Origin of the sequence: Malikia spinosa (assembly GCF_002980625.1) — a bacterium.
Taxonomy (GTDB): Bacteria; Pseudomonadota; Gammaproteobacteria; order Burkholderiales; family Burkholderiaceae_C; genus Malikia; species Malikia spinosa.
On record NZ_PVLR01000048.1, the window covers coordinates 1 to 21,705 of the forward strand.

Genomic DNA, 21,705 nt, shown 5'->3' on the forward strand with positions numbered 1-21,705 from the left:
AAAGTTCATAACACGCTCTAATAAGCACCGAGACTTCCTCCTTGTCACCCCAGGCGGTGCAGTCCGCTGTTGCCCGAGTACTTGCATCCTTTGGCAGAGCACATGCGACAGTCCGGAAGAGCCCTCAAACAGGAAGTGGTTTGGCTGCCCTCCGGATGATGGCTACCGTGCGAAAGACTATGAAGCCTCCCGACCCTGTGAGAGGGTGGCGCCAGCTTGACTCACACCCAGCAGCTGCGCCACGTCTTCAAATCCTGGGTCTTCGGCATACACTAGTTCCAGCTCGCGGCGCGCCTGGACTCGCTTGCCCAGGCGTTCGAAAACCAGTGCCCGCTGATAACGGATCTCGCGCAGCAGGGTTTCGGCACGGTCTTTGGTCCGGCGCAGTGCCGTGGTGAATACGCCTTCGGCGGCATGGTCCATACCCAGCTTGACCAGAGCCTTGCCGCGCAGCAGCAGCACGGCTGTGTGGATGGCTGTCTCGTTGCCAACAGGGGCGGTCAGCTCGACCACCTTCTGCCAGCGGCTTCGGTCCTCGGTGTCCAGCACCAGTTCGGCATAGGACGCCAGCGCCACCGGGTCATCAGCCTGGCGGGCCAGCAAGGTCTCGAGGTGCGCCATCGCCTCGCTGTCCTTGCCCTGCAGCTGCAAGGCCTCCACCAGGCCAAGCAGGGCGCTGTGCGCGTTGGGCTGCAGCGCGGCCGTCACCTCGGGCGTGACGGGCAGGCCTATCCGGGGCGTCAGACCGTACTGGCCAAACATCTGGCTCAGCGTCTGCGACTGCTGCAGTGCCCGCTGGAAATGCCGGGCAGCGGTATCGAAATGCTCAAGTTTGAGCCGCATGAAGCCGGCCAGCCAGGCAGCGTCCGCCATGGTGGCGTCCTGGTCCAGCGCGGCTTCCATCAGCCGCAGCGCTTCGGCTTCTTGGCCGTCGCTCAGCGCGGCCAGTCCATCGACGAACGACTCCTCATGCGCGGGGGTGATGAGCCGCTTGAAGAAGCCCAGCGAGGGTCGCCGCGAAGCGGGTACGGGGTCAGGCCTGCGCTGGGTCCCGGACTTTGCCTTGCCGAGAGGATCGCTCACGGAGTAGGACAGCCCGGTACCTGGCAGCCCGATCGTGGCCCGGGTGCCCCTGGTGCCTACCGTGAACTTGGCCCCGCTGGGCCCCACGGACATGGACACGCCTGACATGCTGAGGTTCAGCGTGATGCCAGGGGCAATGCTGATGCGGCGGAAGAAACGGAAGGACATTGATGGGGTAGGGAGGTTGCAGGTGCCGGAAGGATGACGGTTTGCTACAGGTACAAGCCATTTGGCTGACTGGTGGAACACCCAAAAAGATCATGAATCAACTGGATCGCTCTCACGAGGTACATCCTCCCACCGCAACCAACCAGCTTGCAGCCTGCGCCGGCAGGTCGGACAGGTCACCTGCGTGAGCTGGTCTGACAGCGGGGTGTTCAGCCCGGTGAGCTTGCCGCAGAGGCTCATGCCAAACTCTGGTGGGGTGCCGTGCTGGCCGGCGTGGACGAAGCGGGGGGACAAGGGAACTCCTGCAGAAATGGGATGGTGAAACCGCTGAGCGAGCCAGCAGACTGGACTTTCAGTGGGCCGGCCTCTTGCTCGACAGCTCCGGGGCGATGAGGGCCCCGCCCGCCTTGCGCAGCTGGTCGGCCACTGATGTGCCCGGGCGCAGGTCGTGCGCGATCACCTGACGCGCCATCTGCATCAGCACCTCGGGCGAACAGAAACCGGCTTCCGGAGCGCCGAAGAACACCGGCCGGCAGATGGTCGAGGCGTCGTGGCCCCGGTAGGCCAGGTACAGCCAGTGTCCGTTACGCCGATCCGGCGGCACGGCCTTGAAGGTCTGGGTACTGGTGAGCGCAGCGGCGACCAGCTGGAAGCCCTGTTGCAGTTCGGCATCGCCCGCGCCGGCCTGGCGCCGGCTCAGTTGCGCGATCGCCTGTCCGGCGGCATCGAGCACGGCGGTCGGTGTCAGCCCTGCGGCTGCGACGTTCCGGCTTGCCTCCGCGAAGCCTTCGGGCGCCATGGCTGCCGCCGCCGTCCAGCTATTGCTGCTGTCGATCAGATACAGCCTGACCTGGTAGCGTCCGAGGTCCATCTGGCCAGGCTGCAGATGGCACTGCAGCTTGACGGTCCAGCCCGGTGACAGGGTGCCGGCCATGTTCTCGAAGAAGACCTTTTCCTGTTTCACTGACTGCCTTTCATGGTCATCCGGATTTCCATAACTCCCATAGCCCCCCATAGCACGCCATAAGTCAGATGCGTCACTGGGCATCCAGGACGACCGTGCAGCCCCTGAAAACGGATGGTACTCGTCCGATTCCATCCGTTTTCATCCAATTCCCGGGATCCCATAGAACTCATAGCAGGCCCATAGCACGCTCATAGCAACCCAGTCAGGCAGACACCGTCAGCAACTCATCCCAGCAGGTGGTGTAGCGCGGTGTGCGGCGCTCCTGCCGCATCGTCCAGCGCCGGCCGGGCTCCTGGCACAGGCCGGCGCTGCCCAGCGTGAGCGTGCCGCGGCCGAAGCGGTCATTGACGGCATCGAGCGCGCGCATCAGCCGGGCCTGGCGCCGCTCGTGCAAGACGGCGTCATCGCCCAGCTCCAGCTCCTGCTGTCCCTGCGTGGCTGGCTGCAGGTCGAGCAGCATCACGCCGGCCTTGGCATAGTCGAAGCCGGCACGGTAGATCCGATCCAGCCCGGCCAGCGCGGCGCCGACGATCTGCAGCGTGTCGCTGCTGGGCAGGCGCAGCGGCACGATGATGGAGCGGCTGTACTGCGGTGCCTGCGGCTTGAAGGGACTGGTGCGGATGAAGACCAGCACGGCGCTGGTGTGGCTGTCCTGCCCGTGCAGCTTATGCGCGGCGCGGCTGGCGAAGTCGGTGACGGCCTCTTTCAGCTCGGCCAGACCGGTCACGCGCTGGCCGAAGCTGCGTGTCACCGCGATCTGCTGCTTGGGCGCCGGCGCGTCATCGAGCCCGATACAGGGGGTACCGCGCAGCTCGCGCACGGTGCGCTCAAGCACCACCGACCAGCGCGCCTTGACGGTGGCCGGGTCAAGCCGGATCAGGTCGAGCACGGTTGCGATGCCGGCCTCATTGAGCTGGCGGCCGATGCGCGGCCCCACACCCCAGACCTCGCCGACCGGGGTGCGCTGGTACAGCCAGTCGCGCTGCCGCTCGCTGAGCTCGGCCAGGTTGCAGACCTGGGCCAGCCGGGCCGGGTAGCTGCCAGGCTTGCGCTCGGCGCTCTTGGCGATGTGGTTCGCCAGCTTGGCCAGGGTCTTGGTCGGCGCGATGCCGACACAGGTCGGGACGTCAATCCAGCGCAGGATCTGCTCGCGCGTGGCGCGCGCCTGAGCGGTGGCGTCCGGCAGGCCGGCGAGGTCAAGGAAGCACTCGTCGATGCTGTAGACCTCCTGCCTGTCGCCCAGCCGGGCCGCCAGGCTCATTATGCGGTCGCTGATGTCGCCGTAGAGGGCGAAATTGGCCGACAGCGCGACCAGACCAGCCTCGCGTTCGAGGTGGCGGATCTGGAACCAGGGCGCACCCATCTTGATGCCCAGCGCCTTGGCCTCATCGCTGCGCGCAATCGCACAGCCGTCGTTGTTCGACAGCACCACGACCGGGCGGCCGTGCAGCCTGGGGTCGAAGATGCGCTCGCACGAGACATAGAAGTTGTTGCCGTCGAGCAGGGCATAGAGCGGCAGCGTCATGTCCGGCCTCCGATTTTCAGCGAAAGCGGGTGACGGTCGAGGTCACCACACCCCAGATGCGCAGCTCTTGGCCTTCCTGCGGGACGATCTCCGGGAAATCCGGGTTGGCCGGCTGCAGCTTGACCAGGCCGTCGCGGCAGTAGAGCTTCTTGCAGGTGAACTCGCCATCGAGGATGGCGACCACGATGTCGCCATGCACCGGGGTGAGCGACTTGTCGACCACCAGGAGGTTGCCGTCGAAGATGCCGACGTCGCGCATGGATTCGCCGCGCACGCGCACCAGCAGCGTGGCTTCCTCATGCTGGACCAGCTCGGCGTTGAGGTCGACGCGCTGGATGCGGTGATCCGCCGCCGGCGACGGAAAGCCGGCCCGGGTCGGCGACTCGGCCAGGCCCAGTCCGCGCACATAGGCTGCCGGATCGATGCCGAGCGCCTGGGCAAGAGCCTGCGGGGTCGCAGCCAGGCTGTCCGGCGGACCGTTCCCGAGCAGCTCGCGCAGCGGGTCTGCCGCGCTGTCTTCGGCCTGCGGCTGGTCCAGCCAGCCGGCGGGCTGTCCGCAGGCGGCCTCGATCTGACGCGCCAGTCGGTGGCCCAGCGGCTTGCCGGCCTTGTGCTGGCTCCACTGGCTGGGCGCCAGGCCCAGGCTGGCGGCGAAGTCGCGTTCCTGCGCTTCCTCCCCGGTAGCCAGCCGGCGCAGGCGCCACTGCAGCCAGAGCAGCATCAGGCGGGCCTGGCGCGTGCGGGCGAGGGCAGGGGAGGTGGGGGTTCGGGTCATGGCCGGACTGTACAGTAAATTAATTTACTATTAAAGCCGTCTCTGGTGATCGCCAGATCTCTGGCAACGGGCACCCCTGTTTGAGTAAAATTATCCAAAGCAAATAATTATCTGTAATGGATAAAGTCAACTAATCATGGCCAACCACGACGTCTTTCACCGCCACGAGTACGCCGAAGACATGGCGCGGCAGCTGCTGCAGCCCAGTTCATTGCAGCTGCAGGTGCGCTCCGGAGTCTTCCTATCCGGCATCCGCCGCATCGGCAAGACCACCTTCCTGCGCCAGGACCTGATTCCCACCATGGAAGCCATGGGGGCACTGGTCATCTACGTCGACCTCTGGGCCGACCGCAGCAAGAGCACCGCCTCTCTGGTCCAGGAGGCGGTGCAGGACACCCTGACACAGCTCACCACTTCCGGCTCCAGGCTGCTGGACCGTTTCAAGGGCTTGAACATGGGTGCTGGCGGGTTCTCGTTCGGCTTCCAGCTCGACAGCGTAGGCAAGAAGGGCGGAGCTACCCTGGCGCAGGCCTTCACCGAGCTCGTAGACAAGGTGCAGACCAGCGTAGTGCTGATCGTCGATGAGGTGCAACAGGCGCTGGGATCCGAGGAGGGCAGCCACCTGATGTTTGCCCTCAAGGCGGCGCGCGATGCGGTCAACACCCGCCCGCAGACGCCGGGTCATCTGCTGATCGTAGGGACGGGATCGCACAAGTCACTGGTGACCGACATGGCCACCAGGCGCTCGCAGCCTTTTTCTGGGGCGGTATCGGCGCCTTACGAACCGCTGGGGCGGGACTTCGTGCAGTGGAAGTGGCAGCAGCTCCAGGCCCTGCTGGGGGTGAAGCTGCCCAGCGAGCAGGTGATGTGGGAAGGCTTCCTCGCCATGGGGCAGCGGCCCGAGGAGCTGCAGAACGCCCTGGTCCAGCTGCAGTCCCGCACCGAATCACCCGATCTGGCTTTCTCCATCATCTGTGCCACGCTCGCCTCGGCGGCAGCTGACGTGGAAATCGCAGCGGTCGAGGAACTCGGCACCCTGGCTACCACGATCTTCGGGCGTATCGCCCAGGGTGGAGACGCCGGGGCATCGGGCCTGTTTGCTGCGGAGGCCATGGCCGGCTATGCCGATAGCATCGGATCGGTGGTGGACACCCCACAGGTGCAGAACATGGTCGACCGCATGATCACAGGCAACCTGATCATGCGGCAGTCGCACGGGGTCTATGCCGTCGCCGACCCTTTCGTACGGCAGGTGTGGCTCCAGCGTGCGGCCCTGGAGACGGCGCTACATACGCAAGCGGCACCGACGCCAGGTAGGTAAACTGCAGCGTATTGACCCAGTCAAGAAATCCGACCGGGAAGGATTTCCGGATCATGCACGACATATGAAAATGCGCCACGGTCGAACTCACAGCAGACCTGCTTCGCCACCACCCGCCCGGCAGGAGCCGTTGACCGACAGACGGTTCGAGGATCTGCTCCAGCAAGCCAGCGCCTTTTTTGCCGCGACCGAGCGAAACCCCGAGGCCGAGAAACAGGCAGCCATCGCGGAAATCATAGAGTCCATGGAACAGTACGGCTTGACGGTGGAGGACTTGCGCGCGACCCGGTGAATACCTTCAAAGTCAGAGCTTATGACATCGTAGAGTTCTGCACGCAGGTGCAGGAAGTGGCACCCTGCGATCAGGGCAGATATTGCAGGACCGTCATGTACTCAAAGGGCGTAGTCTTTGATTTGCGTAAGTAACTTATTCAACGCCAACCTGATGAACTGAGGCGCAAACCAACCGCACGGGCGTACTGGAGCGGCAAGCTTGCCGCATCCCGGGAATAGGACCAACGCCTCTAGACTGGCTCCATGAACGCTGTCACCCCCCTGGGACCCCATGAGTATCCGCGTCGCGTGCTGCTCGCGGTCTGCGGCCTGTCGCCACAGATCGTGACCGAGACCATCTATGCACTGGCAGCCGAAGCCAACCACCCCTTTGTCCCGACCGAGGTGCATCTGGTCACGACGGCCGAGGGCGCGCGCAGGGCTGAACTCGCTCTGCTTTCAAAGGACCTGGGCTGGTTCCACAAGCTGCAGCAGGACTACGCCCTGCCGGGCATGCAATTCGACCGCAGCCACATCCATGTCATTCCGGACCGCCAGGGCCGGGCCATGGAGGACATCCGAAGCCCCGAGGACAACCAGGCGGCCGCGGACTGCCTGACCGAGCATGTGCGCCGCTTCACTAGCGACCCCAACTGCGCCCTGCATGTGTCGATCGCTGGAGGACGCAAGACCATGGGCTTTTACCTCGGCTATGCCCTGTCGCTCTACGGCCGCGCCCAGGACCGCCTGAGCCATGTGCTGGTCAGCTCGCCCTTCGAGTCCAGCTGGGACTTCTTCTACCCGACCCCATACAGCCGGGTACTGCAGACTTCAGACGGCAAGCTGGCGGACAGCGCCATGGCGGAGATCACGCTCGCCGAGATTCCCTTTGTCAGCTTGCGCCACGGCCTGCCCGAGGCCTTGCTGCAGGGCCAGGCGACCTTCAACGACACGGTCGATGCGGCCCAGCTGGCACTGGCACCACCCAGGCTGCGCTTGAACCTCAGAGCCCGCACCGTGGAAGCCGCTGGCAAGGCCTTCACGCTACCGCCAGCGGAAATGGCGCTGCTGGCGATGTTCGCACGACTTCAGCTCGAAGGCGGCAGTCCACTGGCTGCCCCGGCCAAGGGCGTGCCCGATCCTGGCTGGGCGCGCCGCTATCTGCGGGAGTACCGTGCCATTGTCGGCGACATGGCCGACCTAGAAGCCACCGAGCGAGCGCTGCGCCAGGGTATGGACGGTGAATATTTCTCGGCGCGCAAGTCCAAGCTCGACAAGCGCATGAAAACCGCCCTGGGTCACGCGGCAGGCGTGTACCGGATCCAGGACGGCGGCAGCCGGCCGCGCCGCTACGCCCTTGCCCTGTCGCCGGATGCTATATTGATTGACAACTATATGCCCAGGGAGGAGTAATTTGATGACGAGGCATGATTCGCCTTTGCTGGCAGCCAGCAGTCGGGTAGCGTTGGCGGCCTATCTGCATGACCTGGGCAAGTTTGCCGAGCGCGCGCGGCTGGAAGTGCCCCAGGACATGCTGCAAGCCCATGTCACCCAGTACTGTCCTTTCCGGAGCGATGCCAGCGGGCGCAACGGTTACCACACCCACAAGCACGCCGCCTACACGGGCCTGGCATTCGACTTGGTCGAGCGGATGGCACCCGACCTGATCCGGGGTGACATGAGCCCATTCGTCAACCGGGATGCGCTGCAGGCCAACCCGGCCCTTTCGGTCGATAGCCTGGTCAACGCGGCGGCGGCCCATCACAGGCCTGAATCCTTTCTGCAGTGGGTGATCGCAACAGCCGACCGGCTGGCCAGCGGCTTCGAGCGCGAGGAATTCGAGCGTTACAACGCCGCTCGCGACGATAACCAGGAAACTTCCACCGGCCGCAACCACTACCAGGCACGCCAGCTCACGCTGTTCGAGCAGATCCGCCTGCAGGGGCCTGCAGCGCGAGCGAGCAGTGCCAGGGATCTGGAGTGGCGCTATCCGCTGCGGGCACTGTCACCACAGTCCATCTTCCCGCAACGGCGTAGCGAATGCGAACCGGGCGAGGACGCGCCGGCCCAGGCCGAATACCGGCGCCTGTGGGACCAGTTCCTGCAGGGCCTGCAGGAGATTCCGGCCTCACACCGCAGCCAATGGCCGCTGTGGCTGGACCACTTCGATACCGCCTGGCTGACCTTCACGCACGCCATACCAGCCGCCACGGCGTTTGGGACCAAGCCCGAGGTCTCCTTGTACGACCACAGCAAGGCCACTGCCGCACTGGCCACGGCCCTGTGGCGCTGGCACCTGGAGCATCAGCAGACCGACAGCGCAGCTGCCGAACGACTGAAACAGCGCAGCGACTGGGACGAGGACAAGCTGCTGCTGGTGCAGGGGGACTTCTTCGGCATCCAGGACTTCATCTTTGCCGAGGGCAGCCAGACCAACCGTGCTGCCGCCAGACTGCTGCGCGGACGCTCGTTCCAGGTGTCGCTGTTCACCGAGCTCGCCGCCCTCAAGGTGCTCGAGGCGCTGGACCTGCCTCCGACCAGCCAGATCACCAATGCGGCCGGCAAGTTCCTGATCGTGGCGCCCAACACCGTCAGCGCACGCTCGGCGCTGCAGCGCGTCAGGCAGGAAATCAACGAATGGTTCCTGCAGCACAGCTTCGGCCTGGCCGGGCTGGGCCTGATCGGCAAGCCCGCCAGCGGCAACGACCTGCTCAAGGGCCGCTTCAAGGACCTGATGGCCGAGCTGTTTGCCTCCCTGGAAAAGGCCAAGCTGCAACGCTTCGACCTGACGGCGGGCAGCTCGCCGGTGTTCCAGGTCGAGTATCCCCTGGGCGTGTGCCAGTTCAACGGCCGCCTGCCGGCCGACCGGCTCGATGATGGGCGTGCCAGTGCGGCGCTATCGCGCGACCAGATCACCCTGGGCACCTCACTGACCCGCAAGGACCGGCTGATGGTGGCCCGGGGCGAGCAAGTCATGAGCGGCCAGAACATCACCGTGCTGGAGACGCCGGTTTTCGGCTACCAGGTGGGCTTTACCGCCAGCGAAGCCGTGACCGGCAAATTCGGGCCCTGGGCTCAGGACGGCACGCTGGCGCGTTGCTGGGATTTCAGCCTGCCGCAGAACCTCGAAGACAACCTGTGGCAGGGCTACGCCCGCCGCTTCATCAATGCCTACGTACCCCAGTTCACCGAACTGGACCAGCAGACCCAGGGCAAGTACCGAGGCGATGCGGACGCGGAAGCCGATGCCGTGCGCGTCGGCAGCGGCAAGACGCTCAACCATATTGCCTGCGAGGACCGCAGCTGCCCGGAGCAGCCCGAGCAATGGCTGGGGCAGGAGGCACTCATGACCCTCAAGGGGGACGTCGACAACCTGGGAATGATCTTCCAGCAGGGCCTGCAGGAGCCAACCTTCGCCAAGATGGCCGCGCTATCGCGCCAGATGAACGCCTTCTTTGCCATCTGGCTGCCGGCGCTATGCCAGACCGAGTTCCCGAACACCTACACGGTGTTTGCCGGCGGGGACGACTTCTTCCTGATCGGCCCCTGGCTCAGCACCCAGCGCCTGGCGCACCGCATGGCCAAGGCATTCGAGAACTTTGTGGCCCACAACCCGGACATCAGCTTCTCGGCCGGCATGGTGATGACCAAGCCGGGCCTGCCGATCCACACCCTGGCCACGCAGGCCGAGGACGCTCTAGATGCGGCCAAGGCCAGCGGGCACGCCAACCCGCAGCAGCGCAAGAACGCCGTCGTCGTGTTCGGCGAGCGGGTACGCTGGCCGGACTGGCCCAAGGTACAGGCTGCGCAGGATCAGCTGGAGATGGCACGCGAGGCCTACCGGCTCTCGACCGGCTATGTCTACGGTCTGCTGCAACTGGTGGAGCTGGCCTCGGACAGCCAGAACCCCGAGCACGCAATGTGGCGCAGCCGCTTCGCCTACCGCACCCGGCGCTTTGTCGTGGACCGGCTGCCGGCCGAGCAACGCCAGCGGGCGCAGACCGAGCTGGGGGTAGCCATCGGCCAGCACGGCCTCCAGGAGCTCGGCAGCCGCTACCGCATTCCCCTGTTCAACCATTTCTACCGTCAGCGATAAGGACCACACTGCCATGGCAACTTCCTACGGCGGCGCCTATCAAGCGCGCAACCCCTCACCGCGCGCGGGCGGCTACGGCAATGACCGTGCCACAGCTCCGAGCCCGACCCTCAACGTCTCCGACATCCGGCTCGCCGCACCGATCCCGGCCGAGCTATTCGGCGACATCGCAAAGGACAAGGCGGCAGTCATCGCCGAGGCCGGTGCCGGACGCAAGAACAAGTCGACCCAGCTGCGCAAGTTCTACGACGAGCTCGTGATGTGGCACGAGAAGGTCCATCACGAGCGCACACCGCAGACCAAGGCCGACAAGTACGCCGAGATCGCGCCCTTCATCAAGATGATGAAGGCCAAGGTGGCCTACGCGCGTGGCCGCGACCATGTGGACGAGTGCTTCGAGCAGCTGTTTGCCCACCTCGTCAGCCAGATCGATGGTGTCGGCAGCCTCAAGCACGCCAAACTGTTCATGGAAGCCTTCATGGGCTTCTACAAAGCCCAGGAGAAATAAGCCATGCCCCAACTCAACGGCATCACCACCCTCGAAGCCACGCTCGAACTCGTCACTGGGCTGCGCATCGGCGCGGGCGACAGCGAGATGCACATCGGCGGCGTGGACAACACTGTCATCAAGCATCCCCACACCCAATCACCCTACATCCCGGGCTCCAGCCTCAAGGGCAAGATGCGCAGCCTGCTGGAATGGCGCAGCGGTGCCGTTCAGCAGGAAGCCCTGGGTTGGCGTGACTACCAGGCGGCCACGGGCGTGCAAAAGGCCGAGGTCAAGCGCATCCTGCAGCTGTTCGGCATCAGCGGCGGCGACAAGGCGGGCCTGGAGGAAATGCTCGAGCTCGGTCCGACCCGGGTGTCCTTCTGGGACTGCAATCTGCAGCCCGACTGGGAGCAGCAGATCCGCGAGGACAACCTGGCACTGACCGAGGTCAAGAGCGAGAACCGCATCAACCGCATCTCCGGCGTGGCCGAGCACCCGCGCCAGACCGAGCGCGTGCCTGCCGGGGCCTGCTTCGACTTCCGCCTGTCGGTCAAGCAGCTCGCTGGCGACGGCGAGGAACTACTGACCACCGTGTTGCAGGGACTCAAGCTGCTCGAGCTCGACAGCGTGGGCGGTTCGGGCTCACGCGGCTACGGCAAGGTCCGCTTCAAGGGCCTGCGCATCAACGGCCAGGACAGCCAGGCGAGCTTCGACGCCATCCAGCCCTTTGCCCGCTGAAGCCAGAACCGCTCATGAGAGTGCTTTGCTACACCTTGCGCCCACTGACGGCCTTCGGCACGCCACTGGCAGGCGACACCCTGTTCGGTCAGCTGTGCTGGACCCTGCGCCATCAGCTGGGCAATGCACGCCTGCAGGTCCTGCTGGAGGGCTATGCCACCGGACGTCCCTTCGCTGTGGTGTCGGACGCCATGCCCAGCGGTCATGTGCCGCTGCCCGCCCTGCCGTCTTCGACCTGGAACAGCAGCGTCAACGCCGATCGCAAGGCCCTCAAGAAGCGCCGCTGGCTGGCGGTCGGCGATCTGGCCCAGCCACTGCCCCAGTGGCAGTCCGTCGCCAAAACCGATGCCGAGCTTGCCCCGGTGACCGAACGAGCCCAGCCGCACAACACCATCAACCGCCAGACGGGCACCACGGGTACCGGGCCGTTCGCGCCCTACAGCCAGTCGCAGCGCTGGTACACCCAGGACACGCGGCTTGACCTGCATGTCGCGCTCGACGACAGCCGTCTGTCCGTGGACGAACTGGGCGCCGCGCTGGCTTACATCGGCGCCACGGGATTCGGGCGTGATGCCAGCATCGGCCTGGGCAAGTTCGAACTGGTGACAGCGGCCAGATCGGTGCAGTGGCACCGGCCGGCAGGCGCCAACCGCTACCTCACGCTGGGGCCCTGTGCGCCGCAGGGCCTGGGCTTCTGCCCGGTGCGCAGCAGCTGGCAGGTGCTGACCCGCTTCGGTCGCCATGGCGATGCAGCCGTGCAGGGCAGCAGCCCCTTCAAGAAGCCACTGCTGCTGGCACAGGCTGGAGCAGTCTTCAGGCCCGAGACCCTCGACCCGGCGCTGACGATCATCGGCCAGGGTCTGGGCGGAGAACTGCAGCTGATCTCTGCCGCCATGCCGCAGACCGTGCATCAGGGCTACGCTCCCGTGATACCCATCCTGTGCCCCGAGGTGGCCGCATGAACGCCTTCCTGACCACACACCGCCTGCACCTGACACCTCTGTCGCCGATACACATCGGCTGCGGGGAGGACTTCGAGCCGACGAACTACGTCATCGATGACGACGTGCTCTACGGCTTCGATCCCAGCCGAGCCACGCTCAGCGATGTGCAGCGCGGCAAGCTGCTGGACGCGGCCAACCGGGCCTCGCTGCTGGGCCTGCAGCGCTTCTTCCGTGAACATGCCGCCGTCTTCAAGCCTCATGCCCAGGTACTGATCCCGGTCAGCCAGGGTGTGGCCAGCAAGTACGAGCAGGACATCGGACGCGCGGTCAACCAGGAAAGCAACGGCAACCAGGTGTTCAACCGGTTCGTCATCGAGCGCGCCAGCCACACCGGCGCCCAGGGCTGGCCCTATCTGCCGGGCAGCAGCTTCAAGGGCTGCCTGCGCACCGCCTTCCTGGACGAGCTCAACCAGGGCCAGCGTGTCACACGCGCGGAGGAGCTCGACCGCAGGGGCAACGCCAAGGCCGATGCCGTGGAGCGCCGCCTGCTGGGAGGTGATTACGCCACCAGCCCGCTGCGCCTGATCAAGGTAGCCGACTTCATGCCCAGCCGCGAGCCGCAACGGCGGGTGCTCTATGCGGTCAACCGCAAGAAGAAGCTCGTCATCAAGGACGGACGCGAGCTCCAGCCCAAGGGCATCGCGGCGCGCAAGGAATCCATCCTGGAGGGACAGTACCGCGCCTTTACCTCCGAGGTGGTGTTGCCCTCGCTCGACCCGCACACCGAGCCCAAACTGACCCCGACACCCGGATTGCGACCGCGGACCCTGACGCCGATCGTGCACGCCACCAACCGCTACCACCTGGCGCGACTGCGGCGCGAGCTCGAGCTGCTGGCCAGCCGAGGCCTGGTCAACCCGGCCTGGCAGCGTTCGGTAGAACAGCTGCTGGCGGGCGAGCTGGGCCGCCGGATCCAGGCCGGCCAGGCCATGCTGGTGCGGCTGGGCCGCTATGGTGGCGCCGAGAGCAAGACCCTGTCGGGCGCTGGCGTCGCACAGATCAAGATCATGCAAGGCCAGGGCATGCCGCCCGTTTTCATGGACAGCACCAAGACGGTCTGGCTGGCCGCCGAGCACGAAACCGACCAGAAGCACCTCCTGCCCTTTGGCTGGGCGGTGGTCGAGATCGATCCCGAGGGCGAGCTGCCAGAACTGCAGGCCTGGTGCCAGCAGCAATCCCAGGGACGGCCCGACATGGCGCAGCTGCGCGCCAGCTTCGAGGCAGAAAAGGCGGCAGCCGCCCGCCGCAAGGCAGAGCTGGAAGCGCAAGCCGCTGCGCGAGCTGCCCAGGCCGCTGCCGAACAGGCGGCGGCCGAGGAACGCGCCAGGGCCCTGCAGGCTCTAAGTCCCAACCTGCGGGCGATCGAAGCCTGGCGCCACCAATGCGAGGAGCTGCTGCAGAAGATCTCGGGCGGCAACTTCAGGAAGAAGCCACCCGATGCCGGACGCGCCGGCCTTTACCAGGACGCCGCGCGCCTGGCCAAGACCGCGCTGGAAGCGGCCGACTGGACCGCCCCGGAAAAGTCCGCGCTGGCCGATGTGCTCGAGCAGTACCTGCCGCAGGTCATCAGCCCCTGGGACCCGAAAGAGCAGCGCAAGAAGCTCAAGTTTGCCGCCCTGCGTGGCCAGTCATGATGCTGGCCGACCTACCAATCGCACGCTATCGCCTGACGGCTCGCTGGCGTAATCCTGCGCACTTGCCCGACTACGCCGGCTCGCTGCTGCGCGGGCAGTTCGGCGCCACCTTGCGCCATCTGGCCTGCATGACGCGCCAGCCCAGCTGTGATGGCTGCCCCTTGCAGATCACCTGCCCTTACACGCGGATATTCGAGGCACTGCCTCCACCGACTCATGCGCTGCAGAACTTCAGCGCTATTCCGAACGCCTACGTGATCGAGCCGCCCCCGCTCGGCTCGACGCACTACGCGACGGGTCAGGAACTGGTATTCCACGTGGTGCTGGCTGGTACAGCGCGGGAGCAGCTCGCGCTGGTGATATTCGCCTGGCAGCGCGCCCTGGCTCAAGGGCTGACCCGCCAGCGGGTGCCGGCAGACCTGGTGCAGGTGGACTGGATCGACAGCGCACAGCAGGCCCAGCCGATCTGGACGGCCAACGAGCCAGTACTGCAGGATCATCCGGCGCTGCTCGCCGTGCCTCCGGTGCCCTCCTCCCTCAAGGCGCTGGAGCTGCAGATCCACAGCCCGATGCGGCTGCAACAGCAGGGCAAGCCACTGCGGCCGCCGCAACTCAACGCGCGGACCTTGCTGACCACGTTGGCCAGACGCGTAGCCCTGGTGCTCGAGTTCCACGCCGGCCAGACACAATGGGGCGCGCAGGTGCCGCGAGTAGCGGTCCTGTCCGAGCAGGTGCATGACGAGCGCGAGTTGCGCTGGCATGACTGGACGCGGTTCAGCAGCCGCCAGCAGCAGGAGATGACGCTGGGTGGTGTGCTGGGCCGCTGGACCTTGTCCGCCCCAGGCGAGACTCTGGCCGAACTATGGCCCTGGCTCTGGCTGGGCCAGTGGCTGCATGTGGGCAAGAATGCCAGCATGGGCATGGGCGGCTACACGCTGGAGGCCCTGGCTTGACGACCTGGTTCATCACCCGCCATCCCGGCGCGATCGACTGGGCCCATGCACAGCAGCTGCAGGTCGACCATTTCGTCAACCACCTCGACCCTGCCCTTATTCGGGCTGGCGACACCGTCATGGGCAGCCTGCCGGTGCACCTGGCTGCCGCCATCTGCGAGCGCGGCGCCCGCTACCTGCACCTGAGCTTGGACCTGCCAGCCGAGTTACGTGGCAGGGAGCTCAGCGTGCAGCAATTGCACCAGTTCAGCGCCCGCCTGAGACCCTTCCAGGTCACTGCCCTGCCGGCCAGTGTCCGATGACTTCACCCGACAGCCATGACCACCCAGCGCCCCACCACGCACCTGTGCATCGCCACCGGCCAGAACCTGGCCAACCTGATCCCCGCGCTGCAGCTCAAGGCCAGCCGGGTCATCATCCTGGAGACCCCGCAGATGCGGCTGCAGGCCCGTCACCTGCAACGCGCCCTGGAAGGCCACGGCATCCAGGTGGTGCGAGAAACCTTCGACGACAGCACGCCAGCGACAGTGGAACAAAGTGCCGAGCGGATCGGCGTCCAATATGGCGAGGGCTCGATCGTCTTCAACGTCACCGGCGGCCACAAGCTGATGACGCTGGCATTGGCCCACCACATGGAAGTGGCCGACGACCTGCACCTGCTTTATGCGGAAACCCGCAACCAGCGGCTGGACTGGTTGCGACCGGTGCCCGAGCTGCAGGCGATGGAGAACGCGCTCGACATCGACGACTTCCTGATCGCCCAGGGCTACACGCGCGACACGTCCAGCGAGCGCGACGCCTACTGGCAGCAGGCTGCGCTGGAGCGCGCCGCACTCACCCGGCTGCTGGGGGACGAATCCGACAAGCTGGCCAGCTTCTTCGGAGCGCTCAACAAGCTGGCGGGTCATGCCATGAGCAACGCCAACAAGGGCACGCCGTTCCGCCCCCAGCAACGCCTTCTGTTCACGCCGGGCGGACGCAACGCGGATGTGCTGGCCAAGGCCCACGAACTCGGCCTGATCCACTGGGACCAGGACATCGAGATCGTGTTCGCCAGCGACGAAGTCGCGCGCTACTTCGGCGGCGGCTGGCTGGAGGAATATGTCTGGCTCAAGCTGCGCGGCATCAGGCCCCACGACAGCGCCACCAACCTCACCGTCAAGCCGGCGGGCGGCGACATCCGCAACGAGCTCGACTCGGTGGTTGCCCACGGTAACCGACTGCTGGTGATCGAGTGCAAGACCCTGCGCTTCGGCAACGATCCCCTCAAGGATGCCGACTACGTCTACAAGCTGGCACAACTGTCCAAGCAGATCGGCGGCGGCATGGCCAGCAGCCTGCTGCTATCGGCGCGCCCACTGGACGAGGCCACGGCTGAGCGCGCCCAGCGCTACGGGGTCACGGTGCTGGACGGTGCAGGGGTGAAGAAGCTGGCGGCCTGGATCCAGCAGTGGATGAGCGGCAGCTGAGGTCCGGGACAGCCAGGCGGCGGCAAGCTTGCCGGCTCTGACAGCAACGGCGGGCGTCGGCACACTGGACGGGTCAGATCAGCCCGCCAGTCCCGATGACACAACGCCAGCTCTACCTCGCCGCCTACGACGTGTCCTGCCCGCGACGCCTGGTCGCCGCGCTCAAGCTTTCGCGTGCCTATGCGACCGGCGGCCAGAAATCAGTCCACGAGCTTTACCTGACCGTGGCCGAGCGCACCGACCTGATCGAGGACATGAGCATCCTGCTCGACCTGGACACCGACCGCTTCCTGTTGCTGCGGCTTGATCCGCGCAGCCGGGTGCTGACGCTCGGCCTCGGCCTGGTGCCGGCCGACCCGGACTACTTCTACGTGGGGTGAACTACCATGGCACTGCTACTGCTTGACCGCGCCAATCTTCAAGTCAAGACCGAAGGGGATGCGCTGGCCCTGTACGAGGCCGGCACCAGGCGCGGCACCGTTCCCATCAAGCTGATCGACCGCTGCGTCGTGCACGGGGCACAGACCCAGCTCGACAGCGGCATGCTGCTCAAGCTGGCCGAGGCCGGCGCAGCCGTGATCTTTATGAGCCCGCGGCAGCATCGCTGCGTAGCCATGGTGCTGGGTCCGCGGCACAACGACGCCGCCATCCGGCTGGCTCAGGCACGACTGGTGCTCGACGAGTCCCACTGCCAGCAATGGTCGCGCCAACTGGTGCGCGCCAAGCTGCAGCGCCAGTGCCGCAGCCTGCAGCTGTGGATGGCTGAACGTCCCGACGCCCGCAAGCCTCTGTGGGATGCGCTGGAGACAATCCGGTCAGTGCTACAGACGCTTATGCCGGAAGGCGAGCCAGTCGGAGTCGAGCGCCTGCGCGGACTTGAAGGCGCAGCGGCACGGGCCTATTTTGGCGGTTTTGCTGCCGTGCTGCCGCCGGCGCTGCAGTTCAATGGGCGCAACCGGCGCCCACCACGCGACCCGGTCAACGCCTGTCTGTCGCTGGGCTACACGCTGCTGCATGCCCAGGCCGTCCAAGCCTGCCATGCGGCTGGTCTCGATCCCCTGCTGGGCTTTTACCATCGACCAGCCTTCGGCCGCGAGAGCCTGGCCAGCGACCTGATCGAGCCCCTGCGCAGCGAAGTGGACCAGTGGGTCTGGCGCCTGGTGCGCCAGCGTGAACTGCGCGAGCACCACTTCACCCTGGACAAGGGTTGCTGCCTGCTGGGCAAGCCCGGACGCAGCGTCTTCTACGCCCGTTGGGAATCTCAGCAGGCGGGCTGGAAACGATGGCTGCGTCTGCAGACCAGAGCCTTGGCGCGCCAGTTGCGGCAGCAGGGCGAAGGCTGGCTCGAGCACGATGACGAAGATGAGGCAGACTGATGGGACAACACACCACCCCGCAGCAGACACCACCTCCGCGCGCCCTCTACCTGGCGGGCAGCGAGCACAAGCAAGTCGACAGCACCGAGGCAGCTCTGGTCGTGCGCAATGCCAGGGGTCAGATCATGCGCTACCCTGTGGCACGGGTGGCGCGTATCGTCAGCAGTCTGCGCGTCGACTGGGCGGGCAGCGCTCTGCTGCTGTGCCAGCACAGCGGCATCCCGGTCACCTGGATTGACAGCCACGGCGAGGCCACAGGCACGATGTTTCCGGCACAGGCGCGCAACCTGTCGCTGCACCACATGCTCGAAGTCGTGCTCGAGAGCGAGCCAGGGGCACATGACTTCCAGTACTGGCAGCAGCATCGGCGCATGCAGGTGCTGAAGGCCTGGTCTGAATGCCGCTCCGAGCCGATAACGCCCAAGCAGTGGGAAGCTATCAGGCGTGAATGGGTCTACCACAGGGAGTTCAAACCCCATCTGCCCATTGCCATGCGCGGTCTGTGCTGCGCCTATGTGGCTGCACAGATGGCGCAGGCCGGGCTGCAGCCACACTATCAAGGACCCAAGGCAGAGGTGATCCCGCTGCTGGAGATCCTGATGGGGCTGAGCTGGGCACAGCTGAACCTATGCACGGGAGCGCTTGGCGATCAGGCCACCGACGAAGCCACCCAAGTGCAGCTGATGGAGCGCTGGCAAGCACGCAATGCCGGTGTGCTGCTGGCCCATCTGCACAGCCTGCAGCGTTGGGCCAGCGCGCAAATGAACCAGATCTGAACTAGCCCATGAGCCACAACAAGCGCATCCATTGGCTGGTCTGCTATGACATCAGTGACCCGAAGCGTCTGATCCGGGTCCACCGCTGCCTGAAGAAGGAGGGGGTTCCGGTACAGTATTCGGTCTTCATGCTGCACGCCACCCAGTCAGGCATGACCCTGGTGATGGCCAAACTGGCATCGATCATCGATCCGGATGGGGACGACGTGCGCGCCTACCCGGTGCCAGAGCAGCCCTGGAAAATCACGATCGGCGCCGACCTGATACCGAAGGATCTGTGGATAATCGAAACATGATTCTGCAGCTACCCCAAAAGTACGGAAAGGTTGGCTTGACGAGGAGCGCGAAGTTCGTCAAACCAGGCCACAAGCCTTTGATCCTTAAGGATTTTCTACAAGCTGGAGATTCAATCAAGCCCTGATACCAAAGGGATTAAGACTTAACGCGGCTTCGATGGTTTCAAGGGCGTCAAGATTCAATCAAGCCCTGATACCAAAGGGATTAAGACACCAGACTTTGGAGCCGGACCAAGGGCCGGGAAAGTGATTCAATCAAGCCCTGATACCAAAGGGATTAAGACTGTTTGAACGCGGCGCCCGTCCGTTCTTTTGCGATTCAATCAAGCCCTGATACCAAAGGGATTAAGACACAATCCAGATTGCACAAGCTTTGCAAGCCGCAGATTCAATCAAGCCCTGATACCAAAGGGATTAAGACGTGAATATTGTAGCGACACGGCCGTTAATGGGATTCAATCAAGCCCTGATACCAAAGGGATTAAGACGATTCAACGATATAAACGTGGCCGGATGACATCGATTCAATCAAGCCCTGATACCAAAGGGATTAAGACAGCCTATGTATCAGTCCATTTCCTGATCTGATGTCGATTCAATCAAGCCCTGATACCAAAGGGATTAAGACAATGCCATAAAGGTCGCCTTACCATTTGGTACCTGATTCAATCAAGCCCTGATACCAAAGGGATTAAGACTTGTGCATGTCGATGCCGTAGACCGTGTACTCGGATTCAATCAAGCCCTGATACCAAAGGGATTAAGACAAGCGCCTGATTTTCGGCGTGCAGGCGTCGTATGATTCAATCAAGCCCTGATACCAAAGGGATTAAGACGAAGGGGCTGTGTGTCATTTGATGTTGTGGGCGGATTCAATCAAGCCCTGATACCAAAGGGATTAAGACAAGTAAGTGTAAAAGAATCTTCGACGCATTTGATTCAATCAAGCCCTGATACCAAAGGGATTAAGACCATTGTTCCACCTTTCAATGTGCTGCAAACCCTGATTCAATCAAGCCCTGATACCAAAGGGATTAAGACCACTGCGCTCTTAAAGAACTTCTTGTAGTAGGATTCAATCAAGCCCTGATACCAAAGGGATTAAGACCGCCAACTCTTCGATCATGTCAGCCTGGGTCATTGGATTCAATCAAGCCCTGATACCAAAGGGATTAAGACTTTGCCAGCATGTTACCCGCACGCTCAAACTGTGATTCAATCAAGCCCTGATACCAAAGGGATTAAGACGTAGCCGGGGCCACAACCTTAGGGATGGTGTTCAAAACACCCGTGGCGGCGGCCACTGAGGCGAGATATTCCACATGGTGACGAATTCGGCGGTTTTGGAGTTGCAAACAGGGGGATTTCGCCCTTGTGGCTGGCCCTTTGGCCGATTTCGGGCGCACTCACCCCTGCAGCCCCTGTAAAAGCCTGTGCCGCGCCATCCACAGATTGCTCAGCGAAAACAGCGTCATCAGGTTGGCCATGTTCTTGGCCAGTCCCCGGTACTTGACCTTGACGTAGCCGAACTGCCGCTTGATGACCCGAAACGGGTGTTCCACCTTGGCCCGGATGCTGGCCTTGGTCTGCTCCAGTTTCTCCAGGATCGCCCCCATCGGCGTACTCTTGTCCAACGCCCGGCGCTTGCCCGCACGCATGGCCACATGCCAATTCACTCTAATGTGCTGGACCTCTTCGCGCTTGGCTACGCCTTGGTAGCCGGCGTCGGCAAATACATCGGTTTCCTCACCATGCACAAGTGCACCGGCCTGCGTCACGTCGTTGACGTTGGCGGCCGTGCCGACCACCGTGTGCACCAGCCCGGAATCAGCGTCCACGCCGATGTGGCACTTCATCCCGAAATGCCACTGGTTTCCTTTCTTGGTCTGGTGCATCTCGGGGTCGCGCTGCCCGCCCTGGTTCTTGGTGGAGCTGGGCGCGGCAATCAGCGTGGCGTCCACCACCGTGCCTTCTCTGAGCAACAGGCCTTTGTCGGCGAGGGTGGCGTTGACCGTGGCCAAGATTTGTTCGGCCAGTTGGTGCTCTTCGAGCAGGTGGCGAAACCGCAGGATGCTCACCCGGTCGGGAATGCGCTCGACACTGGAGAGGCCTGCAAACTCTCGGTACAGTGCCGTCTCGAACAGGGCCTCCTCCATGGCCAGGTCGGACAGGCCAAACCATTGCTGGATGAAGTGGATGCGCAGCATGGTCTCCAGTTCGAACGGCGGGCGTCCGGTCTTGGCACGCGGTGCGTGCTGAGCAATCAACGCCAGCAGTTCCGACCACGGCACCACTAAGTTCATCTCGTCGAGGAACACCGCTTTGCGCGTGCGTCGCTTGCTGAGGTTCAGCCCAAGGTCCTGTTGCTTCATGTCGATATTGTCAGGCGAGGCGCAGCCCTTCAGGCTGCGTGAGCGGCAGAGTTTTGAACACCATCCTTAGGAACAGGAGTGGATTCAATCAAGCCCTGATACCAAAGGGATTAAGACACGGGTGCGGCATCGGCCAGGGGGGCCTGTTCGGATTCAATCAAGCCCTGATACCAAAGGGATTATTTAGATGGCGATGATTGACCAGAACGTGTAGTCTATTGACCATGGACAAGATCGACGCTCGAAAGCTTTCCCCGGATGCGCTCAAGGCTCTGCGCAGCCAGGCCATGCGCCTGCGCCAGGAGCTGGGACTGCCCTGGCGCGAGATCGCGCGGGTCATGGGCTTGAACACCACCACCGTGTTCGGGTGGGCCCAGCGCTACGCGGCT

General features: G+C 64.2%; 21 protein-coding genes and 1 CRISPR repeat array. Of the genes, 16 read left to right on the top strand and 5 right to left on the bottom strand.

The genetic code is table 11. The annotated features are described in order from the left end of the window. Positions 1-177: 177 nt before the first annotated feature. From C6P61_RS15085 to C6P61_RS15100, 4 genes are all read right to left on the bottom strand, one after another. Positions 178-1,251 carry a DUF4236 domain-containing protein gene (locus tag C6P61_RS15085; protein ID WP_105730758.1) on the bottom strand — a complete coding sequence of 358 codons (1,074 nt, stop codon included), beginning with the start codon at positions 1,249-1,251 and terminating at the stop codon, positions 178-180. Positions 1,252-1,603: 352 nt separating this feature from the next. Next, complete coding sequence (locus C6P61_RS15090; RefSeq protein WP_105730759.1) at positions 1,604-2,215, bottom strand: hypothetical protein; 612 nt, start codon at positions 2,213-2,215, stop codon at positions 1,604-1,606. Positions 2,216-2,420: 205 nt separating this feature from the next. Next, positions 2,421-3,743, bottom strand: coding sequence for a Y-family DNA polymerase (locus C6P61_RS15095; RefSeq protein ID WP_105730760.1), 1,323 nt, complete (start codon positions 3,741-3,743; stop codon positions 2,421-2,423). A gap of 16 nt (positions 3,744-3,759) precedes the next feature. Further along, positions 3,760-4,518: a LexA family protein gene (locus C6P61_RS15100; protein ID WP_244908972.1), complete on the bottom strand. Its 759-nt coding sequence runs from the start codon at positions 4,516-4,518 to the stop codon at positions 3,760-3,762. A gap of 136 nt (positions 4,519-4,654) precedes the next feature. Here C6P61_RS15100 and C6P61_RS15105 point away from each other — a divergent pair, with 136 nt between their 5' ends. The 15 genes from C6P61_RS15105 to cas2 all read left to right on the top strand — a co-directional run bounded on the left by C6P61_RS15105 (position 4,655) and on the right by cas2 (position 18,944). After that, entirely contained in the window at positions 4,655-5,839 is a 1,185-nt protein-coding gene (locus C6P61_RS15105; RefSeq protein WP_170067401.1) for an ATP-binding protein, read from the top strand. A 64-nt stretch (positions 5,840-5,903) separates the two neighbouring features. Then, positions 5,904-6,131, top strand: a complete 228-nt coding sequence (locus tag C6P61_RS17765) for an H-NS histone family protein (protein ID WP_146115066.1) — start codon at positions 5,904-5,906, stop codon at positions 6,129-6,131. Positions 6,132-6,376: 245 nt separating this feature from the next. Further along, complete coding sequence (csm6, locus tag C6P61_RS15110; protein ID WP_105730763.1) at positions 6,377-7,525, top strand: CRISPR-associated ring nuclease Csm6; 1,149 nt, start codon at positions 6,377-6,379, stop codon at positions 7,523-7,525. A 4-nt stretch (positions 7,526-7,529) separates the two neighbouring features. Further along, positions 7,530-10,208, top strand: coding sequence for a type III-A CRISPR-associated protein Cas10/Csm1 (cas10, locus tag C6P61_RS15115; RefSeq protein ID WP_105730776.1), 2,679 nt, complete (start codon positions 7,530-7,532; stop codon positions 10,206-10,208). Between the two features lie 13 nt (positions 10,209-10,221). Further along, positions 10,222-10,716, top strand: coding sequence for a type III-A CRISPR-associated protein Csm2 (gene csm2 / locus C6P61_RS15120; protein ID WP_105730764.1), 495 nt, complete (start codon positions 10,222-10,224; stop codon positions 10,714-10,716). A 3-nt stretch (positions 10,717-10,719) separates the two neighbouring features. Continuing rightward, positions 10,720-11,436, top strand: a complete 717-nt coding sequence (gene csm3 / locus C6P61_RS15125; RefSeq protein WP_105730765.1) for a type III-A CRISPR-associated RAMP protein Csm3 — start codon at positions 10,720-10,722, stop codon at positions 11,434-11,436. Between the two features lie 14 nt (positions 11,437-11,450). Then, complete coding sequence (gene csm4 / locus C6P61_RS15130) at positions 11,451-12,398, top strand: type III-A CRISPR-associated RAMP protein Csm4 (RefSeq protein ID WP_105730766.1); 948 nt, start codon at positions 11,451-11,453, stop codon at positions 12,396-12,398. After that, positions 12,395-14,074: an RAMP superfamily CRISPR-associated protein gene (locus tag C6P61_RS15135; protein WP_105730767.1), complete on the top strand. Its 1,680-nt coding sequence runs from the start codon at positions 12,395-12,397 to the stop codon at positions 14,072-14,074. Before csm4 ends, C6P61_RS15135 begins: the two co-directional genes overlap by 4 nt. After that, the gene (gene cas6 / locus C6P61_RS15140; protein WP_170067402.1) at positions 14,071-15,027 is read left to right on the top strand and encodes a CRISPR system precrRNA processing endoribonuclease RAMP protein Cas6; all 957 of its coding nucleotides are present in this window, start codon (positions 14,071-14,073) and stop codon (positions 15,025-15,027) included. The genes C6P61_RS15135 and cas6 overlap by 4 nt, the downstream gene beginning before the upstream one ends. After that, positions 15,024-15,329 carry a CRISPR-associated protein Csx16 gene (csx16, locus tag C6P61_RS15145; protein ID WP_211296992.1) on the top strand — a complete coding sequence of 102 codons (306 nt, stop codon included), beginning with the start codon at positions 15,024-15,026 and terminating at the stop codon, positions 15,327-15,329. The genes cas6 and csx16 overlap by 4 nt, the downstream gene beginning before the upstream one ends. A 15-nt stretch (positions 15,330-15,344) precedes the next feature. Then, entirely contained in the window at positions 15,345-16,496 is a 1,152-nt protein-coding gene (locus C6P61_RS15150) for a Card1-like endonuclease domain-containing protein (RefSeq protein ID WP_105730770.1), read from the top strand. 95 nt (positions 16,497-16,591) lie between these two features. Beyond that, positions 16,592-16,876, top strand: coding sequence for a CRISPR-associated endonuclease Cas2 (locus C6P61_RS15155; RefSeq protein WP_105730771.1), 285 nt, complete (start codon positions 16,592-16,594; stop codon positions 16,874-16,876). Positions 16,877-16,882: 6 nt separating this feature from the next. After that, positions 16,883-17,872: a CRISPR-associated endonuclease Cas1 gene (cas1, locus tag C6P61_RS15160; protein ID WP_105730772.1), complete on the top strand. Its 990-nt coding sequence runs from the start codon at positions 16,883-16,885 to the stop codon at positions 17,870-17,872. Then, positions 17,872-18,648 (top strand): CRISPR-associated endonuclease Cas1, encoded by a 777-nt coding sequence (locus C6P61_RS15165; protein ID WP_105730773.1) that lies wholly within the window; start codon positions 17,872-17,874, stop codon positions 18,646-18,648. Before cas1 ends, C6P61_RS15165 begins: the two co-directional genes overlap by 1 nt. An 8-nt stretch (positions 18,649-18,656) precedes the next feature. Then, complete coding sequence (gene cas2, locus C6P61_RS15170; protein ID WP_105730774.1) at positions 18,657-18,944, top strand: CRISPR-associated endonuclease Cas2; 288 nt, start codon at positions 18,657-18,659, stop codon at positions 18,942-18,944. 107 nt (positions 18,945-19,051) lie between these two features. Further along, positions 19,052-20,193: a CRISPR direct-repeat array (repeat unit 36 nt; unit sequence GATTCAATCAAGCCCTGATACCAAAGGGATTAAGAC). A gap of 157 nt (positions 20,194-20,350) precedes the next feature. Here the strand turns inward: cas2 and C6P61_RS15175 are convergent. After that, on the bottom strand, positions 20,351-21,316 hold the full coding sequence (locus tag C6P61_RS15175; protein ID WP_105730775.1) for an IS5 family transposase: 966 nt from the start codon (positions 21,314-21,316) through the stop codon (positions 20,351-20,353). Positions 21,317-21,540: 224 nt separating this feature from the next. Here C6P61_RS15175 and C6P61_RS18395 point away from each other — a divergent pair. After that, positions 21,541-21,705: helix-turn-helix domain-containing protein (locus C6P61_RS18395; RefSeq protein WP_211296993.1), on the top strand; the 165-nt coding region annotated here is incomplete at its 3' end.